Origin of the sequence: Bordetella genomosp. 5 (assembly GCF_002261315.1) — a bacterium.
Lineage (GTDB): Bacteria > Pseudomonadota > Gammaproteobacteria > Burkholderiales > Burkholderiaceae_B > Bordetella.
Map to the genome: position 1 here is coordinate 49,937 of NZ_NEVP01000012.1, position 13,229 is coordinate 63,165.

Annotated in this window: 12 protein-coding genes; 8 read left to right on the forward strand and 4 right to left on the reverse strand. The window is 68.8% G+C overall.

Features of this window, described 5'->3' with window-relative positions; all coding sequences use genetic code 11:
• Window positions 1-40: 40 nt before the first annotated feature.
• The 3 genes from CAL25_RS20325 to CAL25_RS20335 form a co-directional block, all read right to left on the reverse strand.
• On the reverse strand, window positions 41-1,018 hold the full coding sequence (locus CAL25_RS20325; RefSeq protein ID WP_094803401.1) for a Bug family tripartite tricarboxylate transporter substrate binding protein: 978 nt from the start codon (window positions 1,016-1,018) through the stop codon (window positions 41-43).
• Between the two features lie 294 nt (window positions 1,019-1,312).
• On the reverse strand, window positions 1,313-2,563 hold the full coding sequence (locus tag CAL25_RS20330; protein ID WP_094803402.1) for a CaiB/BaiF CoA transferase family protein: 1,251 nt from the start codon (window positions 2,561-2,563) through the stop codon (window positions 1,313-1,315).
• Window positions 2,560-3,486, reverse strand: a complete 927-nt coding sequence (locus tag CAL25_RS20335; RefSeq protein ID WP_094803403.1) for a hydroxymethylglutaryl-CoA lyase — start codon at window positions 3,484-3,486, stop codon at window positions 2,560-2,562. Before CAL25_RS20335 ends, CAL25_RS20330 begins: the two co-directional genes overlap by 4 nt.
• 184 nt (window positions 3,487-3,670) lie before the next feature.
• Between CAL25_RS20335 and CAL25_RS20340 the strand changes: the two genes are divergently transcribed.
• From CAL25_RS20340 to minE, 4 genes are all read left to right on the forward strand, one after another.
• Window positions 3,671-4,420 (forward strand): IclR family transcriptional regulator, encoded by a 750-nt coding sequence (locus tag CAL25_RS20340; RefSeq protein ID WP_094803404.1) that lies wholly within the window; start codon window positions 3,671-3,673, stop codon window positions 4,418-4,420.
• 126 nt (window positions 4,421-4,546) lie between these two features.
• Window positions 4,547-5,476 carry a septum site-determining protein MinC gene (gene minC, locus CAL25_RS20345; RefSeq protein ID WP_094803405.1) on the forward strand — a complete coding sequence of 310 codons (930 nt, stop codon included), beginning with the start codon at window positions 4,547-4,549 and terminating at the stop codon, window positions 5,474-5,476.
• A 176-nt stretch (window positions 5,477-5,652) separates the two neighbouring features.
• The gene (gene minD, locus CAL25_RS20350) at window positions 5,653-6,468 is read left to right on the forward strand and encodes a septum site-determining protein MinD (protein WP_094803899.1); all 816 of its coding nucleotides are present in this window, start codon (window positions 5,653-5,655) and stop codon (window positions 6,466-6,468) included.
• A gap of 3 nt (window positions 6,469-6,471) precedes the next feature.
• Window positions 6,472-6,750 (forward strand): cell division topological specificity factor MinE, encoded by a 279-nt coding sequence (minE, locus tag CAL25_RS20355; RefSeq protein ID WP_094803406.1) that lies wholly within the window; start codon window positions 6,472-6,474, stop codon window positions 6,748-6,750.
• 170 nt (window positions 6,751-6,920) lie between these two features.
• On the opposite strand, the gene CAL25_RS20360 is transcribed toward minE, so the two are convergent.
• Window positions 6,921-7,541, reverse strand: coding sequence for a TetR/AcrR family transcriptional regulator (locus CAL25_RS20360; protein WP_094803407.1), 621 nt, complete (start codon window positions 7,539-7,541; stop codon window positions 6,921-6,923).
• 217 nt (window positions 7,542-7,758) lie between these two features.
• Here CAL25_RS20360 and CAL25_RS20365 point away from each other — a divergent pair, with 217 nt between their 5' ends.
• From CAL25_RS20365 to CAL25_RS20380, 4 genes are read left to right on the forward strand one after another with little or no spacing between them, the layout of a single operon-like run.
• Window positions 7,759-9,558: an ABC transporter ATP-binding protein gene (locus tag CAL25_RS20365; protein WP_094803408.1), complete on the forward strand. Its 1,800-nt coding sequence runs from the start codon at window positions 7,759-7,761 to the stop codon at window positions 9,556-9,558.
• The gene (locus tag CAL25_RS20370; protein WP_094803409.1) at window positions 9,552-11,312 is read left to right on the forward strand and encodes an ABC transporter ATP-binding protein; all 1,761 of its coding nucleotides are present in this window, start codon (window positions 9,552-9,554) and stop codon (window positions 11,310-11,312) included. Before CAL25_RS20365 ends, CAL25_RS20370 begins: the two co-directional genes overlap by 7 nt.
• A complete protein-coding gene (locus CAL25_RS20375) occupies window positions 11,312-12,253 on the forward strand; it encodes an ABC transporter permease (RefSeq protein ID WP_094803411.1) in 942 nt (313 codons plus the stop codon). Before CAL25_RS20370 ends, CAL25_RS20375 begins: the two co-directional genes overlap by 1 nt.
• Window positions 12,250-13,215, forward strand: coding sequence for an iron chelate uptake ABC transporter family permease subunit (locus CAL25_RS20380; RefSeq protein WP_094803412.1), 966 nt, complete (start codon window positions 12,250-12,252; stop codon window positions 13,213-13,215). The genes CAL25_RS20375 and CAL25_RS20380 overlap by 4 nt, the downstream gene beginning before the upstream one ends.
• The last annotated feature ends 14 nt before the right edge of the window (window positions 13,216-13,229 follow it).

The window sequence follows — 13,229 nt, forward strand, 5'->3', positions numbered from 1 at the left end:
GGCAGCAAGCGGGCGAAGCACGCGCGGCGTGGGGGCTTGTCTAGTCCAGGCGGATGCCGGCCGCCTTCACCACCTCGCCCCACTTCGTCGTCTCGCTCTCGAGATAACTGCGGAACGCCTGCGGCGTGCCGCCCAGCGGCTGGCTGCCCTCGTCGGCCAGGCGCCGCTTCATCTCGGGCTGCGCCAGCGCGGTCTGCAGTTGCGCGTTGATCGCACTGACGGCGGAGGCCGGCATGCCGGCCGGGCCGACGAGGCCGGTCCAGGCCGAGGCCTCGAAGCCGGCGAAACCCGATTCCGCCACGGTCGGGACGTCGGGCAGCGCATCGAGCCGCGCGGTCGACGTGACGGCGAGCGCACGCAGCTTCTCGGCCTTGAACAGCGCGAAGGCGGTCTGCGGCGTAATGAAATAGAGATCGGTCTGACCGCCCACCAGATCGGTGACCGCGGGCCCTGCCCCCTTGTAGGGCACGTGCAGAAACTCGACCTCGGCGCGCCGGGCCAGCATCATGCCGGCCATGTGGCCGATCGTGCCGTTACCGGCCGAGGCGAGCTTGAGCGCGCCCGGCCCGCGCTTGCGCGCGTCGTCGAGCAGGTCCTTCAGGCTGCGGTACGGCGAATCCGCCCGCACCACCAGCACCACCGGCTGCGCCGCCACCAGACCGATGAGGGTGAAGTCGCGCGCCGGGTCGAACGGCATGCGGGGATAGATGGCCGGGTTGATCGCCAGATTGGCCGCCTGCCCCATGCCGACGGTGTAGCCGTCGGGCGCGGATCGCGCCACGAACTCCATGCCGATGTTGCCGGTGGCGCCCGGTTTGTTCTGCACGACCATCGACCATCCCGCGCCGCTCGCGCCCACGCGCTCGGCGACCAGGCGGCTGATGGTGTCGGTCCCGCCGCCAGGCGGCATCGGCACGATGAGGTTGATGGGGCGCTCCGGCCAGGCGGCCTGAGCCGGCGGGGCGAGCGCGGCGGCAAGCGCGGCGGCAAGCGCGGCGGCAAGCGCGGCGCAGGCCATCAGCCGCTGCGCAAACCGCGTGAGCAGGCGAGCGGCATGCCGCCCAGCGGCCTGCCGCCCAGCGGATTGCCGCCCAGCGGCATGCCGCCCAGCAGTACGCCGCCCGGCGTTCTGCGGCCCGGTGCCCGAGATGATGCATGTCATGGTGTTGTCTCCGTGTTGTTATGTTGCCGTCGACCGCCGGAACGCCACCGTCCGCACGCGCCTTCGACCTTCGCTACCACCGGCCGATGAGGCCGCTCCTTGAAACAGGGGCCGCGCCGGGCGTCGATCCGACGCCCGGCGCGGCCCGGGTCAGGTCACCGGCCCCAGGACGCCCGCCTCGATCAGCGCGGCGCGCGCCTCGGCATCGATGCCAGCCTCGTCGAGCACCGCCGCCCCGCAGGCACCCAGCGCGGGCGGCCCGGCACGCACGCCCGGCCGGCGTCCGCCCAGCGTGATGGGCAGCAGCGGCACACGCGTGGCCTCGCCGGCGCGCGCGCCGTCGGGAATCGCGATCTCGGCCAGGCCACCGGTGCCGGCCAGGTGCGGATCGTCGAAGAGGTCCTGCGGACGCGCGATCGGCGCATACGGCAGCCCGTGCTGCTCGAAGCGCTGCGCGAGCGACGCGGCGCTCATGCCGGCCAGCCTTTCGCGCAGGATCGGCATGAGCCAGGGCCGCGCGTCGACGCGGGCATTGTTGGTGGCCAGACGTGCGTCGTCCGCCAGATCCACGAAGCCGAAGGCCTCGCAGAAGATCCGCCACTGCGTGTCCGACACCACCGCCAGGAAGATCTGCCCACCCTCGGCCACCGTGAACACGTCGTACACCGCCCAGGCCGAGATGCGGCTGGGCATGGGGGCGGCGGCCTGGCCCGTGACGGCGTACTGCATCATGTGATGGCCCACGAGAAATACGTTGTTCTCGAACAGCGCACTCTGCACCTGCTGGCCCCGGCCGGTGCTGCGCCGTTCGATGAGCGCGGCCATCGCGCCCAGCGCGCCGAACATGCCACCCATGATGTCGTTGACCGCCGCGCCCGCGCGCAGCGGCCGGCCTTCCGGACCGGTCATGTAGGCCAGCCCGCCCATCATCTGCACCACCTCGTCGAGCGCGGTGCGATGCTCGTAGGGGCCCGGCAGAAAGCCCTTGTGCGACACGTAGATCAGTCCGGGATTGAGCGTCTGCAGGCTCTCGTAATCCAGTCCAAGGCGCGCCATCGCGCCCGGCTTGAAGTTCTCGCTCACGATGTCGGCCGTGGCGATCAGCCGCAGCACCAGTTCGCGTCCGCGCGGATCGTGCAGGTCGACCGGAATGCTCTTCTTGTTGCGGTTGAACATCGCGAAGAATCCGGCGCCCGAGCCCTTCAGCCGGCGCGTGTTGTCGCCCTGCACCGGCTCGATCTTGATGACTTCGGCGCCCAGGTCCGCCAGCACCATGCCGCAGGTCGGGCCCATCACCATATGCGTGAATTCGATGACGCGGATGCCGGCCAGCGGCAACGGGGGCGCGTCTTGCGCGGCGGTGTCTGCCTGCGCCGTATGGGCTTGGTCGGCGCGACTCATGCGGCCTCCCGTGCGTAGACGAAATCCTTGGGCAGCCCGGCATCGGGCAGGTGACCGTAGAGCGGCTCGTCCGGCAAGGCGGCCCGCAGGATCGCGCGCGCCTCGAGCAGCGCGGCGACGTCGATGCCGGTATCCAGACCCATCGCCTCGAGCAGAAACACCAGGTCTTCGGTCACGATGTTGCCGGTCGCGCCGGGCGCATGCGGGCAGCCGCCCAATCCGCCCTGGCTCGCATCGAACGTGCGCACCCCGGCCTCGAGCGCCGCCACCACATTGGCGAGCCCCTGCCCGCGCGTGTTGTGAAAATGCGCCCCGCCCGCGCGCTCGCCGAGCTCGCGCTGCAACGCGCTGAACAGGCGCCGAACCTGCGCCGGATTGGCGTAGCCGGTGGTATCCGACAACCCGACCTCGTCCACGCCGCAGTCGGCCATGGTCTGCGCCAGGGCCAGCGTCTGCGCATCGCTGATCGCGCCCGCCAGGGTGCAGCCGAAGGCCGTGGACAGCCCGGCTTCGATGCGCGCCTCGGGCCAGTCCTCGTCGCGCAGCGCGACCACCTCGCGCACCGTCTCGATCATCTGCGCGTGGCTCTTGCGCACGTTGGCCAGCGAGTGCGCCTCGCTCACCGACACGGGCAGCGTGATCTTGTGCGCGCCCGCCTGCAACGCCGCACGCGCGCCCTGCAGATTCGGGGCGAGCACCGCCACGTGCAGATCGGGCAGAGCCAGCGCGTCTTGCACCACCTCGGCGGCGTCGGCCATCTGCGGCATCAGCCGGGGCGGCACGAACGAGGCCACTTCGATTTCGCGCAGGCCGGCGCGCGCCAGCGCTGCGATCCAGCGGCGCTTGGCGTGCGTGGGCATGACGGCGGCGATGCTTTGCAGGCCATCGCGCGGCCCGACTTCGCTCACCAGGACGGAAGGCATTGACGGTCTCCTTGTTGTTCTATAAGATAGAACGACGTTCTATTAATTTATTATTCGCCGACCCTGCCCCCGATGTCAATCGGGGGCGCCCTGCAAGGGGCGCCTGCTAGGGGCGCGTGCTAGGGGCGCCTGCTAGGGGCGCCCGCAGGGGCGCGCGCAAGGGGGCGTCCGCACGCCTGATCTCATGCCTCGTAAAGCCATCCAACCCTCGCTCGCCGATCAACATGCCGCACCGGGCGGCGCCGCCGCCGTGGATCGCGCGTTGTCGGTACTCGGTGCCTTTCGGGCCGGCGACGGCGAGCTCGCCCTCACCGAGCTCGCCGCGCGCACGCAGCTGTACAAGAGCACCGTGCTGCGGCTGCTCGCCTCGCTCGAGCACGCGGGCTGGGTGCGACGCACGCCCGCCGGGCACTACGCGCTGGGTGCCGAAGTCGCCCGGCTGCACGGCGTGTACGCGGCGTCTTTCGCCTTGCAGGATGTGGTGGTGCCCGCGCTGCGGGCGCTGGTCGCCCGCACCGGCGAGAGCGCGGCCTATCACGTGGCGCAGGGCGGACACCGGCTCTGTCTGTATCGCGTGGATTCGCCGCACCCCGTGCGCGACCACATCCGCGCCGGCGACCTGTTGCCGCTCACCCGGGGCGCCGGGGGCCGGGTGCTGAGCGCCTACGCCAGCCCCGACGCGCGCGCGGACGACGAGGTCGCACGGCGCATCCGCGCCGAGCAGGTGATCGTGCTCGAAGGCGACCGCATGCCCGAGCTCTCGGGCATCTCCGCGCCGGTGTTCGGCGCCGATGGCACGCTCGCCGGCGCGGTCACCCTCACCATGCCCACGCCGCGCCTGATCCGCGCGCAGGCCGACGATGTGCTGGCCGCCGCGCGGGCGCTCACGAAGGCGCTCGGTGGCACGCCGCCCGCGCCCGAACCCTTGCCCTGAACGCAGGGCGGCGCCGCGTCCTTTCTACGTTTCGGGCCGTCCCGCCGCGGGTTATCATGCCCGACATTGCAGAGCCGGCTCCGTGCGCACCCTGTCCTGGCGCGCGCCCCGTCTCACACTCGACCCATGAACAGCGAACCCCTAGCACTGGATTTCAAAAGCGCCACGCTCTACGCCATCCGCGTGGTGCTTCACAACGCCGACCTCGCTGCGCTGCGCGCGGCGCTCGACAAACGGATGGCCGACGCCGGCAGCTTCTTCGAGAACGAACCCGTGGTGATCGACGCCAGCCGCGTCGACGCGCCCATCGATTGGCCCGAACTGGTGCAGGCGCTGCGTGACCACAACCTGCCGGCGATCGGCGTGGTGGCCACCGAGGCCAACCTCGCCGCCGCGCGTGCCATCGGCCTGACACCCGTGGAGCTCTCGACGCCGGGGCCGCGTGTTCCGCCCGCGATCGACACCGCGCCGCCCAACGACGTCGCCACGCCGGTGCCGTCGGTGCCGGCTGCCGCGCTCGACGTCGCGCCCGACGGCCCGACCGCGCAGCCCGATGTGGGCACCGGCGCGAACAGCGTGGATCCGGTCGACGCGCCCGCCGACGCCGCGGTCGATGCCGACGAGGCCGCCCCGGCCGCGTCTTCCGATGCCGCGCCGCCCGCGCGCGCGGCAGGCGCCACCGCCGAGTCCGGCCGTCTTACCTCGGCCGGCCCGCAAAGCAGCTCGGCTTTGGTCATCACGCGGCCGCTGCGTTCCGGCCAGCGCGTCTACGCGCGCGGCACCGACGTGGTCGTGATCGGCATGGTGAGTCAGGGCGCCGAAGTGATCGCCGATGGCAACGTGCACGTTTATGGTCCGCTGCGCGGCAAGGCCATGGCTGGCGCGCGTGGCGACACCTCGGCACGCATCTTCACCACGCAGCTCGATGCGGAGTTGCTGGCCGTGGCGGGCGTGTATCGCGTGGTCGAAGACAAGCTCGATCGCGCCCTGCACAATCAGCCGGCGCTGGTGCGCCTGGCCGGCGACACGCTGCATATCGAGGCACTGAAAGGCTGAATCCGAGGTGCCGCGCATCGCGCTCGCCAGGTATGCGCGCGGCATCGCGCCGCGAATCGGCGAACGCGCTGCCGGCCCCGGTTTTCCAGGCCTTCGCTACACACATGTAAGAAGCCATTAGGGGCTTTTTGCTTTACGATAACGCGATTTATTCGAACATAAAGGGTTTGATCGTCATGACACGTATTGTTGTGGTGACCTCCGGCAAAGGCGGCGTGGGCAAGACCACCACGAGTGCCAGCTTTTCCTCTGGCCTGGCGATGCGAGGCCACAAGACCGCGGTCATCGACTTCGACGTCGGCCTGCGCAACCTCGACCTGATCATGGGTTGCGAGCGTCGCGTGGTGTACGACTTCGTCAACGTGATTCAAGGCGAAGCCTCGCTCAAGCAGGCCCTCATCAAGGACAAGCAGCTCGAGAATCTGTTCGTCCTGCCCGCCTCGCAAACGCGCGACAAGGATGCGCTCACGCAGGAAGGCGTCGAGAAGGTCATGAACGACCTGAAAGACATGGGCTTCGACTACATCATCTGCGATTCGCCCGCCGGCATCGAAACCGGCGCGCTGATGGCGGCCTACTTCGCCGACGACGCGCTGGTCGTGACCAACCCCGAAGTCTCGTCCGTGCGCGACTCCGATCGCATCCTGGGCATCCTGGCCGCCAAGTCGCGCCGTGCCGTGCAGGGTGATGATCCGGTCAAAGAATATCTGCTGCTCACGCGCTACAACCCCAAGCGCGTGAACGACGGCGAGATGCTGTCGCTCAGCGACATCGAAGACATTCTGCGGATCAAGCTGATCGGCGTGATCCCCGAGTCCGAAGCGGTGCTGCAGGCCTCCAACCAGGGCCTGCCCGCCATCCACCTGAAAGACACCGACGTGTCCGAGGCCTACAAGGACGTGGTCGCCCGCTACCTGGGCGAAGACCGTTCGCTGCGCTTTACCGAATACGAAAAGCCCGGCCTGCTGAAACGCCTGTTCGGAGGAAAGTAATCAATGTCGTTCCTGTCGTTCCTGCTCGGCCAGAAGAAATCCACGGCAAGCGTTGCCAAAGAACGCCTGCAGATCATCCTCGCCCACGAACGCTCCGGACGCGGCGATTCGCCGGACTACCTGCCGCAATTGCAGCAGGAGCTCATCGCCGTGATTTCCAAGTACGTGAAGATCAACCCAGACGACATCAAGGTCCATCTCGAGCGCCAGGACACGCTGGAAGTGCTGGAGGTGAAGATCGAGATGCCGCAGGCCGAAGCGCAGGCCCAGGCCCAGGCCTGATCCGAAGCCGCCGCGGATCGCCCGCGCCACCGCGCGCGGCGCCCGATCCCGCGAGCCCTTATGCCCAAAAAAAACCATCCCTAGGGATGGTTTTTTGTCGCCGGGCCGCCCCAAGACAAAGACGGCCCCCTCGGGGGGCAGCAAGCCGAAGGCGCGGCCCAGGCGGGCGTTCAACCGGGCGCGCCCTCTTCCAGCATGAGCAGCGCCCCCGCGATCAGCGCCTGCATGCCCTGCTCCAGCTCTCCCTCCATTTCGGCTTCCTCCGCCGACCGGTCGGCCTCGACCTCGGGTGCGCGACCGGCGACCGTATACACCGTGTCGGCCACCGCCATGCCATGAAAGGCGATGGTGGCGAGAAGCCAGCGCGCCTGCTCCATCGATAGCTCACAGGCCTCGGCGATATGGCGTTGATGCGCCACGATCTTCTCCAGCATGGCCGGCGTCGCCGCCAGCCGACGGATCGTGAACGGCGTCACGCCCGGGTGCGCTCTGACAAAGTCGCGCACCGCGGCGGCAAACACCTGGAGGTAGGCCTTCAGGCCTGCGCGCCCGGTCCCGGCCTGCGCCCGGGGAATTTCCCAGCGGCGGAACATCTCCTCGGCGACCAGGCATTTCAAGCCATCGAGGCTCGCGACATGCTTGTAGAGCGCCATATGACTCACGCCCAACTCCGCCGCGACCAGCGCGTAGGACAGGTTCGGCAGTCCGATTCGCACGCCCGCCTCGGCAATGCGCTCGTGCGTGATGGTCCGGGGGCGCCCGCGCGGGGCGGGCCGCTCTGATGAGGTCATGGATACGCCGGTGAGTCGCGATACGAAAGCCGAGACTTTAACCTGTTTCGCGATTTAGTTTATTTGCTTCAACTATTTCAAGATTTAGCTTATAGTGTTGCAACTCATTCTCATCCCCGTGACGGAAACGCAACGGCAGCACGCCGATTCCGGCGCCATCACGGACATGCAGAAGGTCCGCCGCCACGCGGCAAGTGTTTGATTTCCTGCGCTTTTCATGAACTCCCGCGTTTCCGATCCTGGCGCGTCCGCGAGCCCGTCCACTCGCCCACCCGGCCCGATCCGTCAGATTCTGCATCCGATCCGCAGGCTGCTGGCGGTCGCCAGCGTGCTGGCCGGCCTCGGCGCGATGCTGACCTTGGCCCCGCTTGCCGGCATCGCGCATGCCGCCGCCCTGGCCCTGGCGGATACCGCCTCGTCCGCCCATGACGACATCGCCCGAACGCTCGGCTTCAGCGTGGCGAGCCTGTTCCTGGGGATGGCACTGGTGTCGGCAGCCGAGCTGGTCGCGCACCTTGCCGACAACCGCCTCACCCACCGCCTGCGCCTGGACGTCGTCCAGCGCCTGGCCCAGGCGCCGCTGGGTTGGTTCACAGACCGGGCTTCCGGCGAAATCAAACAGGCGCTGCAGGACGACATCGGCACCCTGCACAGCCTGACCGCGCATTTCTATACGGCCGTGGGGCGTGCCGTGGGCGCCATCGCGATCTCGGTCGTCTATCTGTTCGCGCTGGATTGGCGCATGGCGGTCGTCGCCCTGCTGCCCTTCCCGGGTTTTCTGCTGTTCCTGCGCCACGCAATGAAAGCCGGCAATGCCAACATGAATGTGTTCGTGGCGCGGCTGGGACGCATCAACGCAACGGCAGTCGAGTTCGTGAGCGGCATCCCGGTGGTCAAGGCCTTCGGCGCCACGGGCCGCGCCCACGCCAGTTATCGGGAAGCCGTCGACGCCTTCGCCGAGGCGTTTGCCGACTTCACCCGCCCGCTGGTCGCAGCGATGGCGCACGCCCATGCCCTCATCGCTCCGGTCACAGTGCTCGCCTTCGTCCTGGCCGGCGGCACGCTGTTCGCGAGTCTGGGATGGATCGCGCCGATGGACGTGCTGCCCTTCGCCCTGGTCGCCCCTGGCATCTGCGCCCCGCTGCTGTTGCTGCACACCCTGCTGCATGACCTCGGCGCTGCCGTCGGCGCAGCACAGCGTGTGTCGGCGATGCTTCAGACGCCGGTCATCGCACCAGTCAGCCCCGAGCAGCAGCAACAGCCGGACGGCCATGAGATCCGCTTCGAACAGGTGAGCTTCGGCTACGGCTCCGATGACTGCGCGCTGTCCGACGTCACCTTCACGCTGGCCGCCGGTAGCGTGACCGCCATCGTCGGCGCATCGGGCGCGGGCAAGTCGACCGTGGCACGCCTGCTGCTGCGTTTCTTCGATCCCGCGGCGGGGCGCATCACACTGGGCGGCGCCCACCTGCGCCACGTCGACAGCAGGCAGCTCTACCAGCGCATCGGTTTCGTGTTGCAGGAGTCGCGGCTGCTGCATGCCAGTGTGCGCGAGAACATCGCGCTGGGTCGCGCCGCCGCAAGCCTGTCCGAGATCGAAGCGGCCGCGCGCGCCGCGAACATCCATGAGCGCATCGCCGCGCTGCCGCGGGGTTATGACTCCGTCGTCGGCGAGGACGCCGTGCTCTCGGGCGGCGAACGCCAACGCGTGAACATCGCCCGAGCCATGCTCCTCGACCCGCCGGTCCTGGTACTCGACGAACCCACGGCCAGCATGGACGCCGTCAATGAAGTGCTGGTCCAGGAGGCGCTGGCCCGCTTCACGCAAGGCCGCACCGTGCTGGTCATCGCACACCGGCTCGAGACGGTGATGCACGCGGACCGCATCCTCGTCATGGAAGGCGGGGCCATCGTCGAACAGGGCACGCACGCCGAGCTACTGGCCCGCCCCGGACGCTACGCGCGCCTGTGGGCTGAGAGTGCGGCGTCCACGCCCCGGGAGGGAGCGCCATGCTGAAGACCCTTTTTGCGTTGCTGGGCGAGACGTCGCCGGTGCTGCGGCGATATCTCGCGCTTGCCGTCGTTTATGGACTGCTGTGCGGTCTAGCCCTCACGGCGCTGGTGCCGGTCGTCGGCGCGCTGCTGACGGGCGACATGTCCGCCGCGAGGATGTGGCTTGCCGTCCTGCTGGCCGGCATGGCGGCATGCTGGGCACTCCGGGGCGTGGTGGAACGTGCCGGTGTACGGGTGGGCGTGGCGCTGCTGCAGGACGCGCGTCATCGCCTCGGCGACCACGTCGCGCGGTTGCCCGCGGGATGGTTTACGCCGCAAAACACTGCCAGGCTCGGCCATGTGATGACGCAGGGCATGATGAGCATCGCCCAGCTTCCCGCTCACGTACTGACGCCAGTGATCAGTGGCGTGGTGACACCCGCGGTCCTGCTGGCTGCCCTGTTCTGGCTGCACGCGCCGCTGGGTCTGATCGGCCTGGCCGCCCTGCCGCTTACCGCCGCGCTCATGGGACTCACGCGCCGGCTCGCACGCCGCGCCGACAGCCTCTACCAGCAGCGCTTTGCGGACGCCAGCCAACGCGTGGTCGAGTTCGCGCAGGCGCAGGCGTTGCTGCGCGCCTTCAACGGCGAGGGCGGCAGCACGCGCTGGCTGACCGAGACCTTCGAACGGCAACAGCAGGCCGGCGGACGGCTGATCTGGCTCTCGGCGGGATCCTCGGTGTTGACGATGTGGGGCGTCCAGGCCGTCTTTGCGGTCATGCTGTTCGCCGTGGTGACGTGGGCGGGCGCGGCGCCGCAAGGCGGGCTGCCGGGCGAGTCGGCCGGTGTCGTGATTGCCCTGTTGCTGGCCGCCCGCTTCATCGACTCGCTGCTCGAAGTGGCGAGCTACGGAGATGTGCTGCGCGGCGCCACCGGGCAGCTCGACGAGGTGCAGGCGATCCTCGCCGCCGCCCCGTTGCCGGCGCCCGCGACGCCTCGCGTGCCGCACGATGCGGGCATCGAGCTGCGCAACGTGCATTTTGGCTACGACGATAACGGCCCCGACGTGCTCAACGACGTCAGCCTGCGCATCGCGCCGGGCACCATGACTGCGCTGATCGGCGAATCGGGATCGGGCAAGACCACCCTCGTCCGCCTGATCGCACGCTTCTTCGACGTGCACCAGGGCAGCGTGCTCGTGGGCGGCGTCGACGTCCGCGACATGAGCGAGCCGCAACTGGCGGCGCAGATCAGTCAGATCTTTCAGGAGAGCTTTCTCTTCTCGGGCACGATCGCCGATAACGTCCGGCTCGGCAGGCCCGACGCGGACGACGCGCAGATCGTGGCGGCCCTGTGCGAGGCGGGCGCCGAATCGCTATTGCTGCGACTGCCGCAAGGACTGGACACGCCCGTCGGAGAAGGCGGCGCACGTCTCTCGGCCGGGGAACGCCAGCGTGTTGCGATCGCGCGCGCCTTGATCAAGAACGCCCCGATCCTGCTCGTGGACGAGGCGACCGCGGCGCTCGACGCCGAAAGCCAGGCCGTCATCGCCCAGGCACTCGCGCGGCTGCGAGGCCGCCGCACGTTGGTGGTGATCGCGCATCAGCTCGCCACCGTCGCCATGGCCGATCAGATCGTCGTCCTGGAGCGCGGCGCGGTCGTCGAGCAAGGCACCCCGGCGCAGCTGGCGACAAGCCAGGGCCACTACGCGCACTTCCTCGAGCAGCGCCGCATGGCGAAGCGCTGGCGCGTCGTCACGCCTCGAGGGGCTCGCTCCTGATGTCCGCACGCTGGCTGGCCCTCTTCGCCGCGCTATGTGGCGCGTCGCTCTTCGTGGGCGCGCGCGAGGTGGCGTGGTCGCAATGGGCCACCCTGTCCGGTGACGCCTGGCTCACGCTGACCGCCAGCAGGCTGCCCCGACTCGCCGCGCTGGTGCTGACGGGCGTGGGGCTATCGGTTTGCGGCGTGATTCTGCAGCACATCGTGCGCAACAAGTTTGTCGAGCCCGCGACTTCCGGCGGACTGGATGCGGCGAAACTCGGCATCCTGGTATCGATCACGCTCATCCCGGGCGCCGGCGTGGCGGCACGCATGGTGTGCGCGCTGGCGTTCTGCTTTGCCGCCGGCCTCATGTTCGTGGCCATCGTGCGGCGCATCCGGGTCAAGAACACGGTGCTCGTGCCGGTGATCGGGCTCATGTATGGCGGCGTGCTCAGCGCGCTCGCCGAGTTCTACGCCTACCGCAACAACATTCTTCAGAGCATGCAGGGCTGGTTGCTCGGCGACTTCTCGAAGATCGTGCAGGGCAACTACGAGGTCGTCTACCTGATCCTGCCGATCGTGGTGCTCACGTATTTGTACGCGCACCGCTTCACGGTGCTGGGCATGGGCGAAGACGTGGCGCACAGCCTGGGGCTGAACTACGCCGCCACCGTCGCGCTGGGCCTGTTGCTGGTCGCCGTCACGGTGTCCGTCACGGTGATTACGGTCGGCGCGATTCCGTTCGTCGGCCTGGTCGTGCCGAATCTGATCGCGCTGCACTATGGCGACAACCTCGGGCGCACCTTGCCCATGGTCGCGCTGGGCGGCGCGTCGCTGCTGCTGGTGTGCGACATCCTCGGTCGCATCCTCATCCACCCCTACGAAGTGCCCATCGGCTTGACGGCCGGCGGAGTCGGCGGCGTCCTGTTTCTCGCGCTCATCCTCAGGAGCCGGCGATGACACGTGCGCAGCGCTTCGGCTGGCGACTGCCCGCGCTCTGGACCAGCGTTGCGGCGCTGGCCCTGATCTTCGTGTTCTTCCGGTCGGGCCTGGACTTCGGCTATGTGATCCCGAAACGCCTGATCCGCCTGGCCGCCATGGGCATCGGCGGCGTCTGCGTCGCGTGGTCATCGATCGCCTTTCAGACCATCACGGGCAACCGCATCCTGACGCCGGCCATCATGGGATACGAGGCCATCTACCTGATGCTGCAGGCGCTTCTGATCCTGGCGCTCGGTACGCAGAGCCTGGCGCTGCTGAGTGCCACCGGCAACTTCGTCGTGTCGGCGCTGACGATGCTCGGCTACTCATGGGCCATCCACCGCTGGCTGCTGCGCGGCGATCAAACCAATGTGTATTTCCTGCTGCTGGTGGGCCTGGTGCTGACGGTGGTGATCGGCACCTTCACCCAATTCGTCCAGCTCACGACAAGCCCGGGCGAATTTTCCATGTTGCTGGGCATGAGCCAGGCCTCATTCAATCGCGCCGAGCTCGCGCAATTGCTGCCGGCGGCGCTGGTGGTACTGGCCGTGTGCGCGGCGGGGGTCCGGACCCTGCCCACGCTCGACGTGCTGTCGCTGGGCCGGGGGCAGGCGATCTCGCTGGGCGTGGACCATGGCCGCGCGGTTCGGTGGCAACTCGCCCTGATCGCGATGCTGGTCGCGGTATCCACCAGCCTGCTCGGCCCCACCGCTTTCATGGGCATCTTCGTGGCCAACCTCGCCTACGCGCTGGCTCGAGATGGCCGCCACCGCACCACCTTGTCCACCGCCTGCGCGATTGCGATCGCGATCTTCATCGTGGCGCAGCTCGCGGTCGAACACCTCTTCAACTACCGGACGACCGTCGGGATTCTGGTGAATCTGGTGTGCGGCGCCTGGTTTCTCACTCGCATGGCACGGCAGCGCGGGGGCCACCCATGACACACGCGCCCTGT

What these genes read in the sequence shown, in the direction of transcription:
- CAL25_RS20325 (WP_094803401.1), bottom strand. Translation starts at nt 1,018, where the DNA reads ATGGCCTGCGCCGCGCTTGCCGCCGCGCTTGCCGCCGCGCTTGCCGCC.
- CAL25_RS20330 (WP_094803402.1), bottom strand. Translation starts at nt 2,563, where the DNA reads ATGAGTCGCGCCGACCAAGCCCATACGGCGCAGGCAGACACCGCCGCG.
- CAL25_RS20335 (WP_094803403.1), bottom strand. Translation starts at nt 3,486, where the DNA reads ATGCCTTCCGTCCTGGTGAGCGAAGTCGGGCCGCGCGATGGCCTGCAA.
- CAL25_RS20340 (WP_094803404.1), top strand. Translation starts at nt 3,671, where the DNA reads ATGCCTCGTAAAGCCATCCAACCCTCGCTCGCCGATCAACATGCCGCA.
- minC (WP_094803405.1), top strand. Translation starts at nt 4,547, where the DNA reads ATGAACAGCGAACCCCTAGCACTGGATTTCAAAAGCGCCACGCTCTAC.
- minD (WP_094803899.1), top strand. Translation starts at nt 5,653, where the DNA reads ATGACACGTATTGTTGTGGTGACCTCCGGCAAAGGCGGCGTGGGCAAG.
- minE (WP_094803406.1), top strand. Translation starts at nt 6,472, where the DNA reads ATGTCGTTCCTGTCGTTCCTGCTCGGCCAGAAGAAATCCACGGCAAGC.
- CAL25_RS20360 (WP_094803407.1), bottom strand. Translation starts at nt 7,541, where the DNA reads ATGACCTCATCAGAGCGGCCCGCCCCGCGCGGGCGCCCCCGGACCATC.
- CAL25_RS20365 (WP_094803408.1), top strand. Translation starts at nt 7,759, where the DNA reads ATGAACTCCCGCGTTTCCGATCCTGGCGCGTCCGCGAGCCCGTCCACT.
- CAL25_RS20370 (WP_094803409.1), top strand. Translation starts at nt 9,552, where the DNA reads ATGCTGAAGACCCTTTTTGCGTTGCTGGGCGAGACGTCGCCGGTGCTG.
- CAL25_RS20375 (WP_094803411.1), top strand. Translation starts at nt 11,312, where the DNA reads ATGTCCGCACGCTGGCTGGCCCTCTTCGCCGCGCTATGTGGCGCGTCG.
- CAL25_RS20380 (WP_094803412.1), top strand. Translation starts at nt 12,250, where the DNA reads ATGACACGTGCGCAGCGCTTCGGCTGGCGACTGCCCGCGCTCTGGACC.